Raw genomic sequence first — 16,217 nt, 5'->3', positions numbered from 1 at the left:
GCCCGCAGTGGCTGGCGCGTCCGCACCCCGCACCCCCACCAACAAGCCCCATCGCGCCAGTCCGAGGACGGACACCCCCGCCCCGGCCCCGCACCCCCACCCACCGTGGGCGCTACGCGCACCCCACCCCACCCGCAGCTGCGCCGCAGGCGTACGACCACGGCCCGCGGACGGGAACCGAACCGATTTCCGAGGCGTGTTCCTGGGCAGGGTGGGGGCGGGGGCAGAGCCGGAATGTCCGGCCATGGCGCTGCAATCCGATCAAGATCGTGCCAAGGCCGGTGCATATGTCAGCCCCGGCGGCGATACTTGCCGCGGAGGAGGACCACGGGGGAGGTCAAGTGACACACACGCCGAACAGCACGGCGCCACCAGGCACGCCCACGCTGCCCGCGCTGCCACCACAGCGCACCCCCACCCCGGCGCCCCCCTCACCCCCCACAGCCCCCACCGCCCCGGACACCCGCCGCACCGCCTTCGCCGAGGGCGTGGACCGCCTGCGCAAGGCCGCCACCACGGAACCCGGCCGCCTCCGCATCATCGGCGGGGTCCTGGCCGCCCTCGTCCTCGCCTTCGGCGCCGTCACGGCCTGGCAGATGACCGACAGGGCCGCCGCCGCGGACGACGTCCTCACCAGCAGCCAGCCCCTCACCTCCGACGCCGCCGACATCTACCGCTCCCTCGCCGACGCCAACACCACCGCGTCCAGCGGCTTCCTCGCCGGCGGTCAGGAGACCGAAGCCTCCCGGCAGCGCTACGAGAAGGACATCCGCACCGCGGCCGCCAAACTCGTCAACGCGGCCGCCAACTCCGACCCCGGCTCCCCCTCCGCGGAGACGATCACCAAGCTCAACCGCCTGCTCCCGGAGTACAAGGGCCTGGTGGAGCGCGCCCGCACGTACAACCGCCAGGGCTACCCCGTCGGCGGCGCCTACCTCCGGTACGCGAACGAGAAGATGCAGCAGGAGATGCTCCCGGCGGCGGAGGACCTCTACACCAGCGAGAACCAACGCCTCCGCGACGACTACGCCAACGCGACCTCGTACCCCTGGCCCGCGACAGCCCTCGGCGTCGTCGCGCTCGCCGCACTCGCGTGGGCCCAGCGCCGCACCTACCTCCGCACCAACCGCGTGCTCAACCACGGACTCGTGGCGGCGACGGCGACCGCCACCATCGTCCTGCTGTGGCTGACCGCGGGCCACACCCTCGCCCGTTCGAACCTCGACGACTCCTTCGACCACGGAGTCCGCTCGCTCAACGTGCTGCACGACGCGCGCATCGCGTCCCTCAAGGCCCGGGGCAACGAGAACCTGACCCTGGTGGCGCGCGGCGCGGAGACGACGAAGGTGGGCGACGAAACGGTCGACGCCTACGACCACGACTTCGGCCGGGACATGGACACCCTCGCCGAGGGCCTGGCCCGCGCCGAGCGCCTGGCGGACGACGACAGCGGCGCGAAGCCGGTCACCGCGGCGGTGGGCAACATGACGGAGTGGCAGAAACGCCACAAGGCCGCCCGCGAGCAGGACGAGAACGGCAACTACCAACAAGCACTGGACATGGTGATCGGCGTCAAGGGCGCGACGGGCGAGTGCTTCGACAGCGTGGACCGGAATCTGGCCACCGCGCTGAAGCACGAGGAGGCCGAGTTCCAGCAGGCGGCCGGCGACGGCAGGGACGCGCTCACGGGCCTGCCGATCGGCGCGGCGGTCCTCGCCGTGCTGGGCGCGGCAGGCGCGGTACTGGGCATCGGCCGCAGGCTGTCGGAGTACCGATGAACGGGCGCGCACAGATGAACGGGCGCGCACAGACCGCGCAGGGGGCGACCGAGCCGAAGGGGACGCCGAGGATGACCGCACGACGCCTGCGGGCGGGCGTGAAGGGCTGGGGCGGAGTGGGCGCGATGGCGACGGCCTGCGCCCTGGCCCTGGTCTTCGCCCTCATGCTGACCTGCACCGGATCCGTGAACCGCGACGCGGCAAACCCCACCGGCCAACCGGTCTCGCACGCGGCCGCCGCACAGGCACAAGCCCAAGCCCAAGCCCAGGAACAGGCACAGGCACAGGCCGCCGAGGAGTGCACGGCCCCGGAGAAGCAGACCCTGTCCCCCTCCGACGCCGACGGCCCCACGATCGAGGCGATCAAGAACCGTGAGGGCGAGAAGCGCAAGCTGATCGTCGGGGTGGACCAGAACAGCTACCGCTGGGGCTACCGCGACCCCAACAGCGGTGAGAGCGGCAAGCTCGAGGGCTTCGACATCGACCTGGTGCACCGCATCGCCGAGGACATACTCGGCGACCGGGACGCGGTCCAGTTCAAGGCGATCCCGACCGACCAGCGCATCCCCGCGATCAAGGCGGGCCGGGTCGACATGGTCGTCCGCACGATGACGATCAACTGCGACCGCCTCCAGGACGTCGCGTTCTCCGCCCCGTACTTCAAGACGGGCCAGCAGGTCCTGGCCCCGAAGTCCTCGCCGATCGAGGGGTACGACGAGACCCTCGCGGACCAGGAGATATGCACGGCGACGGGTTCGACCGCGTACGCGAAGCTGGAGGCCGACAAGGAGGCGGACCGGCTCCCGGAGTCCACGGACATCCGTACGACCGTCCCCAACCAGCTGGACTGTCTGGTGCGGCTGCAGCTGGGCGAGGTCGACGCGGTGGTCACCGACGGGGCGCTCGCGGCCAGCCAGGCCGCGCAGGATCCGACGGTCGAGCTCAAGGGCGAGGCGTTCACGGCCGAGTACTACGGCGTGGCGATGAAGAAGGACGCGGACGACCTCGTCCGCCGGGTCAACCGGATCCTGGTGGACTTCCGCGAGGACTCCTCGGAAGGTTGGGACTCCTCGTACGCGGACTGGCTGTCGGCCACACTGGGCCAGGACCCCACCGCATCGAAGCCCCCGGCCCCCGAGTACCTGCGAAAGAGCTGATCCCTTACCCACCCGCCCACCCACCACCCACCACCCACCACCACCAACCCCACCCCCCCAGCGAGAGGTGATCGATGGCCGACACGGACCCCACCGGGCCGGTACTGGACCGGGACGAGGTGGACCGTGCGCTGGCGCGGCTCGGCGCGGAGCACGAGGCGATCGAGACCTCGCTCCTCGCCCTGCAGGACCACGCGGGCCGAAGACTCCTGGAGGGTGCGCAGCTCACCGGCGTCACCGAGGAGCGCTGGAAGTCCACGGAGGCGTCGATCACGCTGCTGTGGACCTACTTCGACGCGTACACGGACGCGCTGCGCACCGCCCGGGACATCCGCTCCCGGCGCCGCTGGTCCAGCCGGGAGGACCTGGTGGAGCTGACGGAGCTGCTGCGCGGCGAGCCGGTGACGGTGGCGGGCAGCGCGGCGGCGACCGCCCACGCGCCCACCCTGCACGGCGGCGGCCCCGGCAGGCTCAGCGAACGCTACTCGCTCGCCGCCCTGGTCGACCGTATGAACGAGCTGTACGCGACCTCGCTGGACATGGTCGTGGCCGCGGACGCGGTGTGGTCGGCGCTGCCCGCGAGGATCGATTTACTGGCCGCCGAGCTCCAGCGCACGAGCCGGCTCGCGCACTCGGTGGGGGTCCGCCCGGGCGAGCACCCGGCGGGTGACGACCTGGAGCGGATCACCCGCACGCTGACGAAGCTGCGCGAGCAGGTGGTGTCCGACCCGCTGGCGTTCTGGAAACCCGCCGAAGGCAGCTCGGCTCCGGGCGGCGGCAAGCCCGACACCACGGTCTACGACCGCGAGGCACGGGCTCTGGAGGACGTACGCCGCGAGATCGACGCGGTGCTGACGGTCCGCCAGGACGCCGAGAAGAGGATCGTCAGGCTGCGCGACGTGCTGTCCCGTGCCGACCGCACGCTCGCCGAGGCCCGCACCGCGCGCGGCGAGGTGCTGGCGAAGATCGCGGCGACGGAGGTGCCGGTGGTCAGCGGCCCGCCGACGGCTCTGCAGGAGCAGTTGTCGACGGCGGCCGAGTACCGCAGACACGCGCAGTGGCACCGGCTGTCCCCGCTGCTGGAGTCGCTGGAGCGGAAGGCGGAGGACGAACTGCTGCGCGCCCGCGAGTCGTTGACCGCGGTCACGGCGCCGCTGGCGGTCCGGGCCGAGCTGCGCGGCCGGCTGGACGCGTACAAGGCGAAGGTGGCCCGGCACGGACTGGCGGAGGACCCGCTCCTGGTGGAGCGGTACGAGAAGGCCCGCCGCATGCTGTGGAGCGCGCCCTGCGATCTGCGCGCCGCCGAACAGGCGGTGCTGCGCTACCAGCAGGCGGCCTCGGAGCAGCTGGGCGGCGCACCGCGGGTGCCGGGCCAGGGCGGGCCCGGCGACCGGAGGGGGCCGGACGAGCGAAGGGGGCCGGACGCATGAGCGACCAGGGGGAGGCGGCGTCATGAGCGAGCCGGAGAACCAGCAGCCCGACGCCGGCCAGGCGCTGGGTGCCTGTCAGCGCCCGGAGTGCGGTGGCACGTACGAGGACGTCGGCGGCGGCGAACTGTACTGCGACACCTGCGGTCTGGCCCCGGTCGTGTCGCCGACCGGCCTGGTCGCCTCACCGCCGACCGGCGTCACGGCCGGCTCGGCCACGGGAAGCTCCCGGGAGTCCCAAGGCTCCAAGGGCTCCCGGGGCTCCCGCTCCAGCGGTCGCAGTTCCCGTACGTCGTCGCAGTCGTCGAAGTCCCGCCGCTCGGTCTCCGGACGGCTCTCCCGCTCGCTCTCGGGCCGGACGTCGGGCCGCTCGGTGTCGGTGCGCAGCTCCGGCGCCGGCACCGGCTCGTCCAGCCGGGGCCGGCTCGGCGCCGGACTGGTGCAGGTGCCGCCGATCCCGCGCCCCGATCCGCGCACGATGGTGCGGGACGACCCCGAGGTGCCCGAACGCAAGCGGTTCTGCTCGCGTTCGGACTGCGGGGCGCCGGTGGGCCGGGCCCGCAGCGGCCGGCCGGGGCGTACGGAGGGTTTCTGCACCAAGTGCGGCCACCCGTACTCGTTCGTGCCGAAGCTGCGGTCCGGGGACGTGGTGCACGGCCAGTACGAGGTGGTCGGCTGTCTGGCGCACGGCGGTCTGGGCTGGATCTACCTCGCCGTGGACCGGGCGGTCTCGGACCGCTGGGTGGTCCTCAAGGGCCTGCTGGACACGGGCGACCAGGACGCGATGGCGGCGGCGATCTCCGAGCGGCGGTTCCTCGCGGAGATCGAGCACGCCAACATCGTGCGGATCTACAACTTCGTGGAGCACCTCGACCAGCGCACCGGCTCCCTCGACGGCTACATCGTCATGGAGTACGTCGGCGGCAAGTCCCTGAAGGAGATCGCCAACGCCCGCCGCACCCCGGAGGGCAGGCGGGACCCGCTGCCGGTGGAGCAGGCGTGCGCGTACGGCATCGAGGCGCTGGAGGCGCTCGGCCATCTGCACAGCCGGAACCTGCTGTACTGCGACTTCAAGGTCGACAACGCGATCCAGACCGAGGACGAGCTGAAGCTGATCGACATGGGCGCGGTGCGCCGGATGGACGACGAGGAGTCGGCCATCTACGGCACCGTCGGCTACCAGGCGCCGGAGGTCGCCGACGCCGGGCCGTCGGTGGCGTCGGACCTGTACACGGTGGCCCGTACGCTCGCCGTCCTCACGTTCGACTTCCAGGGCTACACCAACGTCTTCGTGGACTCGCTGCCCGACCCGGACAACATCGAGGTGTTCCGGCAGTACGAGTCCTTCTACCGCCTCCTGGTCCGCGCCACCGACCCGGACCCGGCCCGCAGGTTCGCCTCGGCGCAGGAGATGACCGAGCAGCTGACGGGTGTGCTGCGCGAGGTCGTCTCGCTCCAGTCGGGCCGGGCCCGTCCGGCGCTGTCGCCGCTGTTCGGCCCGGAACTGCGGGTGACGGACACGGAGTTGTTCCCCGCCCTGAACGGGGACGTCTCCCGCCTGGGCACCAGGGCTCCCGCCCCCCGCAGGGCCAGGCCCGCCCTGCTCCCCGCGGCCCCGGCGACCCCCGCACCCGCCGCACCGCCCGCCGCACCCCCCACCGCCCTCGTCAAGCCCGCCGAATGCGCCCCCGCGGCGCTCGCGCTCCCCGTGCCGCACGTGCACCCCGCCGACCCCAACGCCGGTTTCCTCGCGGGCCTGCTGACGTCCGCGCCCGGTGAGCTGATCAACGCGCTGGCCGCGGCGCCCGCCCCGTCGACCGAGACCCGGCTGCGCGAGATCCGCGCCCGGCTGGAGACCGGCGAGTGGGCCACCGCGCTGGAGGCACTGCGCGCCGTGGAGGAGCAGGACCCCGACGACTGGCGGGTGGTCTGGTACCGGGGTGTCGCCGCGCTCGTCACCGGCGACCACGAGGGCGCCGCGCTCGCCTTCGACGCGATCTACGACGCCTTCCCTGGGGAGATCGCGCCGAAGCTGGCGCTGGGCCTGTGCGCGGAGGTACTGGGCCAGTTGGACAACGCCGCCGAGTACTACCGCCTGGTGTGGTCGACCGATCCGAGCTATGTGAGTGCCGCGTTCGGGCTGGCCCGGGTGCATCTGGCGGCCGGGGAGCGCGGTGCCGCGGTGCGGACGCTGGAGTCGGTTCCGGAGTCCTCCATCCACTACACGGCCGCGCGGGTGGCGGCCGTCCGGGCGCGGCTGCGCGGGCGCACGGCCGCCGCCGGTGACGTACCGTTCCTGGACGACCTGACCGCCGCCGCCGGGCAGGTCGAGGCCCTGGAGGCGTACGGACTGGATCCGGCACGGCGCGAGCTGTTGTCGGCCGAGGTCCTCGGCTGCGGGCTGGACTGGGTACTCTCCGGGGGCCGGGGTTCCGCCCCTCCCGCCGCCGGGGGACGGACGCTGCTCGGCAGCGGCCTGGACGAGCGTGGTCTGCGCTTCGGCCTGGAGCGTTCGTACCGCACACTGGCCCGGCTGGCGCGGAGCGGCGAGGAGAGGATCGACCTGGTGGAACGTGCCAATCGTTACCGCCCCCGGACGTGGGTGTAGTTGATGTCGCAGATGCCTCAGCAGGCCGCTCTGTCGAAATGCCCGAGCTGCGAGGAACCCCTCGAGTCGGGTGATCGTTTCTGCGGTGCGTGCGGATATGACCTGTCCGTGGTTCCCGCCCGGCCGAGGGACGAGCCGACGATTACCCTGAACGGCTCGGTGCCGCCCCAGGCGTCGGCCTGGCCGTCCCCCGGCCACGACGGTTCCGTGGAGGGCCCTCCGGCCCATCGGCCGACGGACGTTCCCGGCACGGACTCGGACGGCTCCCCGCTGTCCGGCGGGGCGGGCCGGCCGGCCCCCGCCGCCGCAACCCCGGCCGAGGGCCCCGCCGTACCGCCGCCGCCCCGGGGCGCCCCGGTCGCGCCGCCCCCGCCCGCGGCGCCGCCCGCTCCGTCGGCCGGTGTGCGCTTCGACCACCGCGCCGAACCGGCCGCGGCCCCCGCCCCCTCCGTCGCCCCGTCCGCCGTCCCGGACGGCCCTCCCGGCGGCGTCCACCAGCCCGCTCAGCCCGACGAGTACCCGCTCCAGGCGCCCGACCCGCGGGTGACCGCCGAGCCGGACCGGCGGGCCGCCGGTGCCACGGTGTGCGTGGCCTGCCGCGCGGGCAGGGTGGACGACGACGGCTACTGCGAGAACTGCGGCCACGCCCAGCCGCGCGAACGGGACCACATGGAACAGGAATGCGGGCCGTTGGCCGCGGTCAGCGACCGCGGACTGCGGCACCACCGCAACGAGGACGCCTTCGGGGTCGGCACCACCACGCTGCCCGACGGTTCGCCCGCCTCGGTGGCGATCGTCTGTGACGGCGTCTCCTCGGCGACCCGTCCCGACGAGGCGTCGCTGGCCGCGTCGCGTGCGGCCAGCGAGTCGCTGCTCGCGGCCCTGCCGCTCGGCACGCACCCGCAGCAGGCGATGCACGACGCGATCATCGCCGCCTCCGACGCGGTCAACGCGCTGGCCGACGAGCCGGACCCGGCCGCCCGGGAGCACGGCCCGCACCAGAACGCCCCGGCGTGCACGATCGTCGGCACGGTGGTGACACAGGGCCTGCTGGTGGTGGGCTGGGTCGGTGACAGCCGCGCCTACTGGGTCCCGGTGGACCGCTCCGCACCGGCCGCCCGGCTCACCGAGGACGACTCGTGGGCCGCGCAGATGGTCGCCGCGGGCCTGATGGGCGAGGCCGAGGCCTACGCCGACCACCGGGCCCACGCGATCACCGGCTGGCTCGGCGCCGACGCCTATGAACTCGAACCGCACACCGCGTCGTTCAAGCCGGACCGGCCCGGGGTGATCGTGGTCTGCACGGACGGCCTGTGGAACTACGCGGAGTCCGCCGACGACATGGCCGAGGTCGTCCCCACCGACGCCGCCGTGCGCCCCCTGCACAGCGCGCGGGTGCTGGTCGGTCACGCCCTCGACGGCGGGGGCCACGACAACGTAACAGTGGCCCTCGTGCCGTTCCCGGCCGTCCCCCAGGGGGCAGGATCGGCCTGAGGCCGCGTACGGGACACGTTTTACGGGGAGGCCTCAACGGACCGGAGGGGACCGGTCCGTCAGCCGTCGTCGCCCCGCGCAGTCGGGGCATCCGAGGGGGATCGAACAGGCATGGCCATCTTCTCGAAACCGAACGTGCCGCAGTTCTCGGTGGACGTGTACCAGAACGAGTACCTGCCGGAGGGCGGCAGCGAGGTCAACGCCATCGTGACGGTGACGGCGACCGGCGGCGGCACCATCGGCAGCGCGCTGGCGGCGCCCCACCTGTACTCGCCGGGCGAGGGTCCGTCGGCGGCCGTGGTGCTCATGGTCGACTGCTCGGGTTCGATGGACTACCCGCCGACCAAGATGCGCAACGCCCGCGACGCGACGGCCGCCGCGATCGACGCCCTGCGGGACGGTGTGCACTTCGCCGTGGTCGGCGGCACCCACGTGGCCAAGGAGGTCTACCCCGGGGCCGGCGGGCTCGCGGTCGCCGACGCCACCACCCGTGAGCAGGCCAAGCAGGCGCTGCGCAAGCTCGGCGCGGGCGGCGGCACGGCGATCGGCACCTGGCTGCGGCTGGCCGACCGGCTGCTGGCGTCGGCGGACGTGGCGATCCGGCACGGCATCCTGCTCACCGACGGCCGCAACGAGCACGAGTCGCCCGAGGACCTGAAGGCGGCCCTGGACGCCTGCGCCGGACGGTTCACCTGCGACGCCCGCGGCGTGGGCACCGACTGGGAAGTGAAAGAAGTCACAGCCATCGCCTCCGCGCTCCTCGGGACCGCCGACATCGTCGCCGACCCGGCCGGCCTCGCCGACGACTTCACGCGGATGATGGAGACGGCGATGGGCAAGGAGGTCGCGGACGTCTCGCTGCGGCTGTGGACGCCGGTCGGTACGACCGTGAGATTCGTCAAGCAGGTCGCGCCCACGGTCGAGGAACTCACCGGCCGCCGCACCGAGGCGGGCCCGCGAGCGGGCGACTACCCGCTGGGTTCCTGGGGAGACGAGTCCCGTGACTACCACGTCTGCGTCGAGGTCCCGCCCGCGGGCATCGGCCGGGAGATGCTGGCGGCCCGGCTCTCATTGGTCATTCCGGAGCCTGGGGGCAGCGTGCAGAACCTTGGCGCGCAAGGCCTGGTGCGGGCGGTGTGGACCGACGACATGGCCGCCTCGACGTCGATCAACCCTCAGGTCGCCCACTACACCGGGCAGGCCGAACTGGCGCAAGTCATCCAACAAGGATTGGATCTGCGCAAAGAGGGAGATATCGATGGAGCAACGGCCAAACTGGGCCGTGCCGTTCAGCTCGCGAGTGCGTCGGGCAACGCCGATACTGCGAAACTGCTTGCGAAGGTGGTGGACGTCGTCGACGCCGCGACCGGTACTGTGCGACTGAAGGCGAAGGTGGAGGAGGCCGATGAGATGACTCTCGAGACCCGGTCGACCAAGACCGTTCGCGTGAAGAAGTGATCTGTAAGTATCTGTAAGTGATCGAGCCCGACCCCTCGGGGTGGGAGAAATCCGGTCGGAACCGGCCGGACAAGGAGAGGGGGAAGCGCCGACATGCCGACCTGCCCGAACGGACACCAGTCGGGTTCCGACGACTGGTGCGAGGTGTGCGGTCACCGCATGGCGGGTGCCGTACCCCCACCTCCTCCCCCGCCGCCGGCGCCCGGTGGCGGAGGCTACGGATTCCCGCCGCCCGGCGGCCCCACCGGCGGTCCAGGAGGCCCTGGCGGCCCCGGCGGCGGTTACGGCGGCCCCGGTGGTCCCGGTGGCCGGGCGGAGCTGTGCCCGCAGTGCCGTACGCCGCGTGAGGGCGGTGCGCCGTTCTGCGAGGAGTGCCGGTGGAACTTCCTGACGAACACGGCGACGTCGTACACCCCGGCCGCCCCGCGCCCGCCGGCCCCCGGCCCGGGCGGGCCCTTCCAGCAGCAGCCCGGCCCGTCGTACGGCGGCGGTGACTCCTACGACTACCAGGGCTCGCGTCCGTCGCAGATGAACCGGCCCGCCGAGCCGATTCCGCCGGGCCCGCCCGGCTTCGGCGGCGACCCCTCGCGCCCGGCGCCCCCGCCCGGCCCGGGCGGTCATGGAGGCCACGGCGGCCCCGGTGGCCACGGCGGCCCCGGTGGCCACGGCGGCCCTGGCGGACCCGGCGGCCCGGGTGCTCCGCAGGCCTTCCAGCCCGGCGGACCGCCGGCCCCTCCCGGATACCCGCAGGACACCGGCCGCCCGCCGCAGGGCGGACCGTCCTTCGGCGGCGGTGACGACGACTGGGTGATCTCCCCGCCCGGCGGCCCCGGTGGCGGCCCCGGTGGCCCGAACGGACCCGGTCAGCGCGGTGGTTACGGCTACCCGCAGCCCGGTGGCACCCAGGCGCCCCCCGGACCCGGTGGCTTCCCGCAGCAGCCCCGCCCCCCGCAGGGCCCGGTGACCTGGACCGCGACGATCGGTCCGGACCGCGAGTACTTCATGGCGATGATGCACCGCTCCGGACCGGAGGCCGCGGGCCTGAACCTGCCCGCGTACTCGCCCGAGCAGCAGCGCCGGCTCACCGGCAACCAGATCACGATCGGCCGCCGCCGCCACTCCACCGGCGACGTCCCCGACATTGATCTGTCCACGCCGCCGGAGGACCCGGGCGTCTCGCACCAGCACGCGGTGCTGGTGCAGCAGCCGGACGGCACCTGGGCGGTCGTCGACCAGAACTCGACGAACGGCACGACGGTCAACGGCTCGGACGAGCCGATCCAGCCGTTCGTCCCGGTCCCCCTCCAGGACGGCGACCGCGTCCACGTGGGTGCCTGGACGACGATCACCATCCGCCGGGGCTGAGCGGTACCTACCCGGCGGGCACCGGCCAGACATGCGGCCCCTCGGGGTCGTCCAGCCAGGCGCGGTCGCCCTCGGGGCCGACGGTCAGGCCGTAGCGTTCGCGCTGCGGCCTGCCCTCGTTCTCCCACAGTTCACAGGCCTGCCGGGGACCGAGGGCGCCGGCGGTCAGCGCCAGCAGGAACCGGAAGAGATCGCTCCCCCTGGCCGCGGACGGCAGCCCCTCCAGATCCGGCTGTTCCCGCCACGACCGCCCCGCGCCCCGCAGCGGCACGAAGTACGCGGGCGTGTGCAGGAAACGGCCCTCCGCGTGCCCGGGGTCGCGCACGGTGAGCGCGACCAGGCCGGTGGCGAACGGGGCGAGGATCCGGCCGCCCGGACGGCACTGGTCGAGCCAGGCGTGCGGAACGGCGGGCAGGGCGCAGGTCGCGATGATCCGATCGTAGGGGGCGCGGGCGGGCACTCCCCGCGCGCCGTCACCGGTCACCACGGCCGGCCGGTGTCCGGCGGCCTCGAGGTGCCGGCGGGCCGACTCGGTGATCTCCGGGTCGAGATCGACGGTGGTGACCAGGTCGTCGTCGCCGAGCCGGTGGGCGAGCAGGGCGGCGTTGTAGCCGCTGCCGGTGCCGATCTCCAGGACCTGCTGCCCGTCCCGGACGTCCAGCCCCGCCAGCATCAGCGCCATCAGGGAGGGCTGGCTGCTGGAGGAGAGCAGCTCGCCGTCGCGCAGCCGGATCGCCAGCGGGGTGTCCTCGTAGGCGCCGCGCAGCCACCGCTCGCGTGCTTCGGGGTCGGGGTGCTCGCCCCACCGGCGTTCGTACCCGCCGGCGACACCCACGTAGTAGTACGGCACGAACAGATGGCGTGGCACGGCGGCGAACGCCTCGCGCCACACCGGGTCGGCGTCGAAGGCCCCGCTCGCACCGATCTCCCGCACCAGCGCCGCCCGCGCCGCCGCGGCGAGACGCTCACCCGCCTCGGGGTCCCGGCCGCCCATGCCTCCACGGTACTGAGGCCTTGAGTCCTACGCCGTGCTGTCTGAGACCATGGACGGCGTGACAGAGATTCGGCGCGGCACGCTGCAGGAGCAGACCTTCTACGAGCAGGTCGGCGGGGAGGAGACCTTCCGCCGGCTCGTCCACCGTTTCTACGAGGGAGTGAAGGACGATCCGCTGCTGCGGCCCATGTACCCCGAGGAGGACCTGGGCCCGGCCGAGGAGCGGCTCGCGCTCTTCCTCATGCAGTACTGGGGCGGCCCGACCACCTACAGCGAGAATCGCGGCCACCCGCGCCTGCGGATGCGGCACGTCCCCTTCAAGGTCGACCGCGCGGCTCACGACGCGTGGCTGAAGCACATGCGCGACGCCGTGGACGACCTGGGCCTGTCCCAGGAACACGAACAGACGCTGTGGAAGTACCTGACGTACGCGGCGGCTTCGATGATCAATTCCCCGGACTGACGACAGCCCTGCCGAAGAGCCCCTCCGCCCCTCCCCGATCGCATTCCGGTCCTCCGACGCCGATTTTCGATCACAATACGATCAATCCCACCCGCCAACCGGTTACCCCCACCCCACCCCCTCTGACAACATCACCCGGAGGTCCGGACAACCAGGGGGGGTTGCGGTGCCATCCGCAGGGGACTCGGCGACATTCGCACTCGCCCGCGCGCAAGCGCACAAACCCCTCCTCGCAGCCGCTCTCGTCACCGTCCTCCTCACCACGGCCGTCCTCGCCACCCTCACCGCCTACTCCACCACCATCGGCGACGCCTCGCTGCGCCACGCCCTGGCGGCCCCCCGCGACGCGGCCGACACCACCATCGTCGTCAAGGCCGAGACCGTCCCGGCGGCGAGCCGCACCGCCGCCGACAACGCCGTACGCGAAGGCACCCGCAAGGCCTTCGACGGACTGCCGGTGACGCTGCGCACCCTCACCCGCTCCGGCCCGTACGCCCTCCCCGGCTCCCTCCGCCCCCGGGACGAACGCGCGCGGACGGACGAGCCCGACCTCACACACTTCGCCGCGCTGGACCGCACCCAGGTGCGGCTCACCGAGGGCCGGATGCCCGCACAGGCCACCGGTGCGGAGATCGAGGCCGCCCTCCCGGAGAGCGCCGCCCGCGTCCTCGACCTGGAGCCGGGCGCCCGCCTCACTCTGGACGACCGGCTCGACGGACCGCCCGCGACGGTCCGGATCACCGGCCTGTACCGGCCCGTGGACACCGCCGCGCCCTACTGGCAGCTGGACGACCTGAACGGCCGCGGGATCGTCAAGGGACACTTCACCACGTACGGCCCCCTGCTCGCCCACCCCGCCCTGTTCACCGGAGCCGGGGACAAGGTCAGCGCGGGCTCCTCGGGATGGCTGGCCTCGGCCGACTTCTCGGCGATGACGGCCGAGCGGATCGACGCGCTGCGCCAGGCCGTGCGCCAGGGCATCGCCGGCCTGCCCAAGGCCGGGGCACTGAACGGCACGGCGACCGCCACGAGCGAGCTGCCCGCCGCACTGGACCGCATCGAGCGCTCCCTGCTCGTCTCCCGCTCCACCCTGCTGGTCATCACGCTCCAGCTCGCCCTCCTCGCCGCCTGCGCCCTGCTGCTGGTGGCCCGGCTGCTGAGCACGGAACGCGCGGGCGAGACCCTGCTGCTGCGGGCCCGCGGCGCCTCCCGCGCCCAGGTGGCCCGGCTCGCCGCCCTGGAGGCGCTGCTGCTGGCCGTGCCCGCGGCGGCCTGTGCCCCCCTGCTCGCGGGACCGCTCACCCGGCTGCTCGCCGACCAGGGCGCGCTGTCCCGGATCGGGCTGCGCCTGGACGCCTCCGTCGGCGCGGTCGCCGGACGCGGCGCGGTGTGGCTGGTGGCGGCGGGCGTGGCGCTGGGCTGCGCGCTGGCCGTCACTGTCCCGGCCCTCCTCTCCTCCTTCGCCGCCGGCCGGGCCAGGCCGCTGCCGGGCGTGGTGCGCGCGGGCGCGGACGTGGGTCTGCTGGTGGTGGCCGGTGTGGCGTACTGGCGGTTGAGCCGCCGGTCCTCCGGTGCCGCCGGCGAGGACCTCGGCGTCGATCCGCTGCTCGTGGTCACCCCGGCGCTGGCGCTGCTCGCCGGTACGGTGCTGACGCTGCGGCTGCTGCCGCCGGTGGCGCGGCTGGCCGAGCGGTGGGCGGCCCGCGGCCGGGGGCTGCCGGGGGCACTGGCGGGCTGGCAGTTCAGCCGCCGCCCGATGCGCGGGGCCGGTCCGGTGCTGCTGCTGGTGCTCGCCGTGGCGCTGGGCATGCTGGCGATCGGCCAGGGGTCCTCGTGGGAGCGCTCGCAGGACGAGCAGGCGGACTTCCGGGCCGGTGCGCCGGTGCGGGTGCTCGCCGCCGGGGAGGCCGAGCTGGGCAGCACCCAGGCGTACGCGGCCGTCCCCGGCGTGACCTCGGCCGCTCCGGCCTACCGCACGTCGGTGACGCTGTCCGGCAACCGGACGGCGACCGTGCTGGCGCTGGACACCACGGAGGCGGCCGGCACCGTGCTCATGCGGCCCGACCTGGCTTCCGGGCCCGGGGACCCGCTCCTCGGCGGCCTGGCGCCCAAGGGCGCGACGGCGGGGGTGCGGGTCCCGGCGGGCACCGCGCGCCTGGCACTGGCGGCCCGGATGAAGGGCGCGGAGGCGGGAACGGCGGTCGAGGTCAGGGCCACCCTGGCGGACCACTACGGAACGCCGTACAAGGTCACCTTCGGCCGGCTCCCCGCCGACGGACGCAGCCACACGCTCACCCTCGACCTGTCCGCGGTCGCCGAGGCGCCCCCGGGCGCGCTGACGCTGACCGGACTGCGGCTCACCCTGCCCCAGCCGGTCGGGCGGGCCGAGAACCACCGCCTCACCGTGGCCTCGCTGACCGCCACGGACACCGGTGGCCGGACCCGGCCCCTGACCCTGCCCGACGGCTCCGCCGACTGGACCCTGTCCTCGCGGATCGACGGCGGCGACCCGGTGTCGTCCCCCGATGCGAGGACCGCCCCGACCCGCCCCCGGCTGACCGCCGGCTCCCCGCCGGCCTTCACCTACGGCACCGGCTACGTGCCGCAGGACAACTCCTGGACGATCCCGTCGCTCACCGTCCTGCTGCGGATGTCGCAGCCCGCTAAGACCGAGGTCGCCGGCGTGGCCACCGACCGCTATCTGGCATCGACGGGCGCCCGCACCGGGCAGCGCGTGGACGTGACGGTCGACGGTTCCCCCGTGCCGGTGCGGATCACCCGGTCGGTGCGGGAGCTGCCGTCCGTACCGGCCGGGGAGACGGACGACGGGGGTGCCCTGCTGGTGGATCTGCGGTCGGTCAACCGGGTGCTGCAGGACCGCCGCGGCGAGAGTGTGACGCCCACCGAGTGGTGGCTGCGGACCGCGCCGGGCGCGTCGGCCGAGGTGGCCTCGGCGCTGCGGGACCGGCCCGACGTCGAGCCGTCCCGGGTGGTGGTGCGGGACGAGATCGCCGAACGGCTGCGCGACGACCCGTTCGGCGCGGGGGCCGGGGCGGCGTCCGCCGCGGTGGCCTTCGCGGCGGCGGCGCTGGCGGCGGTCGGGTTCGCGGTGAGCGCGGCCGGGGCGCTGCGCGAACGGTCCGCCGAGTTCGCGGTGCTGCGTGCCCTGGGCGCGTCACGCCGGCGGCTGGCCCGGGTGGTGATCGTCGAGCACGGGGTGCTGGTCGGTCTGGCGCTGGCGGTGGGGGCGCTGCTCGGCGCGGTGCTGGCACGGGCCGTGATCCCGTTGGTCATGCTGACCTCGGAGGCCTCCCGGCCGGTGCCCGAGGTGCTGGTGGAGCTGCCGGCCGGACGGGTGGCCGTGCTGCTGGCCGCCGTGGCCACGGCGCCGCTGCTGGTCACGGCCGTCCTGGCGGTGCGCCGCCCGGACCCGGTGACCTCGCTGCGGGAGCGGGGAGGTGAGTGAGGTGAGC

At 74.0% G+C, this 16,217-nt stretch carries 10 protein-coding genes; 9 read left to right on the top strand and 1 reads right to left on the bottom strand.

Going from position 1 to position 16,217, the window contains the following annotated elements; translation table 11 throughout:
• The first annotated feature begins 341 nt into the window (after positions 1 to 341).
• From ACZ44S_RS37595 to ACZ44S_RS37565, 7 genes are all read left to right on the top strand, one after another.
• Entirely contained in the window at positions 342 to 1,778 is a 1,437-nt protein-coding gene (locus tag ACZ44S_RS37595) for a hypothetical protein (RefSeq protein ID WP_466937693.1), read from the top strand.
• Between the two features lie 71 nt (positions 1,779 to 1,849).
• Positions 1,850 to 2,935, top strand: a complete 1,086-nt coding sequence (locus ACZ44S_RS37590) for a glutamate ABC transporter substrate-binding protein (protein ID WP_466937691.1) — start codon at positions 1,850 to 1,852, stop codon at positions 2,933 to 2,935.
• Positions 2,936 to 3,009: 74 nt separating this feature from the next.
• A complete protein-coding gene (locus ACZ44S_RS37585) occupies positions 3,010 to 4,365 on the top strand; it encodes a hypothetical protein (RefSeq protein WP_466937689.1) in 1,356 nt (451 codons plus the stop codon).
• A gap of 22 nt (positions 4,366 to 4,387) precedes the next feature.
• Positions 4,388 to 6,970 (top strand): serine/threonine-protein kinase, encoded by a 2,583-nt coding sequence (locus ACZ44S_RS37580; protein ID WP_466937687.1) that lies wholly within the window; start codon positions 4,388 to 4,390, stop codon positions 6,968 to 6,970.
• A gap of 3 nt (positions 6,971 to 6,973) precedes the next feature.
• Positions 6,974 to 8,464 (top strand): PP2C family serine/threonine-protein phosphatase, encoded by a 1,491-nt coding sequence (locus ACZ44S_RS37575; RefSeq protein WP_466937684.1) that lies wholly within the window; start codon positions 6,974 to 6,976, stop codon positions 8,462 to 8,464.
• Positions 8,465 to 8,575: 111 nt separating this feature from the next.
• Entirely contained in the window at positions 8,576 to 9,922 is a 1,347-nt protein-coding gene (locus tag ACZ44S_RS37570; protein WP_466937682.1) for a vWA domain-containing protein, read from the top strand.
• A 93-nt stretch (positions 9,923 to 10,015) separates the two neighbouring features.
• On the top strand, positions 10,016 to 11,287 hold the full coding sequence (locus ACZ44S_RS37565; RefSeq protein WP_466937679.1) for an FHA domain-containing protein: 1,272 nt from the start codon (positions 10,016 to 10,018) through the stop codon (positions 11,285 to 11,287).
• Between the two features lie 7 nt (positions 11,288 to 11,294).
• Here ACZ44S_RS37565 and ACZ44S_RS37560 read toward each other — a convergent pair whose 3' ends face one another.
• On the bottom strand, positions 11,295 to 12,281 hold the full coding sequence (locus ACZ44S_RS37560) for a methyltransferase domain-containing protein (RefSeq protein WP_466937676.1): 987 nt from the start codon (positions 12,279 to 12,281) through the stop codon (positions 11,295 to 11,297).
• 49 nt (positions 12,282 to 12,330) lie between these two features.
• Here ACZ44S_RS37560 and ACZ44S_RS37555 point away from each other — a divergent pair, with 49 nt between their 5' ends.
• Both ACZ44S_RS37555 and ACZ44S_RS37550 read left to right on the top strand, forming a co-directional pair.
• Entirely contained in the window at positions 12,331 to 12,744 is a 414-nt protein-coding gene (locus ACZ44S_RS37555; protein WP_466937698.1) for a globin, read from the top strand.
• 166 nt (positions 12,745 to 12,910) lie between these two features.
• Entirely contained in the window at positions 12,911 to 16,210 is a 3,300-nt protein-coding gene (locus ACZ44S_RS37550) for an FtsX-like permease family protein (protein WP_466937674.1), read from the top strand.
• Positions 16,211 to 16,217 lie beyond the last annotated feature (7 nt).

Source organism: Streptomyces malachitofuscus (genome assembly GCF_055571035.1).
Note: the sequence above shows the minus strand (reverse complement) of the source record. Positions and strands in the feature narration are given on the sequence as shown.

What these genes read in the sequence shown, in the direction of transcription:
- ACZ44S_RS37590 (WP_466937691.1), top strand. Translation starts at nt 1,850, where the DNA reads ATGACCGCACGACGCCTGCGGGCGGGCGTGAAGGGCTGGGGCGGAGTG.
- ACZ44S_RS37585 (WP_466937689.1), top strand. Translation starts at nt 3,010, where the DNA reads ATGGCCGACACGGACCCCACCGGGCCGGTACTGGACCGGGACGAGGTG.
- ACZ44S_RS37580 (WP_466937687.1), top strand. Translation starts at nt 4,388, where the DNA reads ATGAGCGAGCCGGAGAACCAGCAGCCCGACGCCGGCCAGGCGCTGGGT.
- ACZ44S_RS37575 (WP_466937684.1), top strand. Translation starts at nt 6,974, where the DNA reads ATGTCGCAGATGCCTCAGCAGGCCGCTCTGTCGAAATGCCCGAGCTGC.
- ACZ44S_RS37570 (WP_466937682.1), top strand. Translation starts at nt 8,576, where the DNA reads ATGGCCATCTTCTCGAAACCGAACGTGCCGCAGTTCTCGGTGGACGTG.
- ACZ44S_RS37565 (WP_466937679.1), top strand. Translation starts at nt 10,016, where the DNA reads ATGCCGACCTGCCCGAACGGACACCAGTCGGGTTCCGACGACTGGTGC.
- ACZ44S_RS37560 (WP_466937676.1), bottom strand. Translation starts at nt 12,281, where the DNA reads ATGGGCGGCCGGGACCCCGAGGCGGGTGAGCGTCTCGCCGCGGCGGCG.
- ACZ44S_RS37555 (WP_466937698.1), top strand. Translation starts at nt 12,331, where the DNA reads ATGGACGGCGTGACAGAGATTCGGCGCGGCACGCTGCAGGAGCAGACC.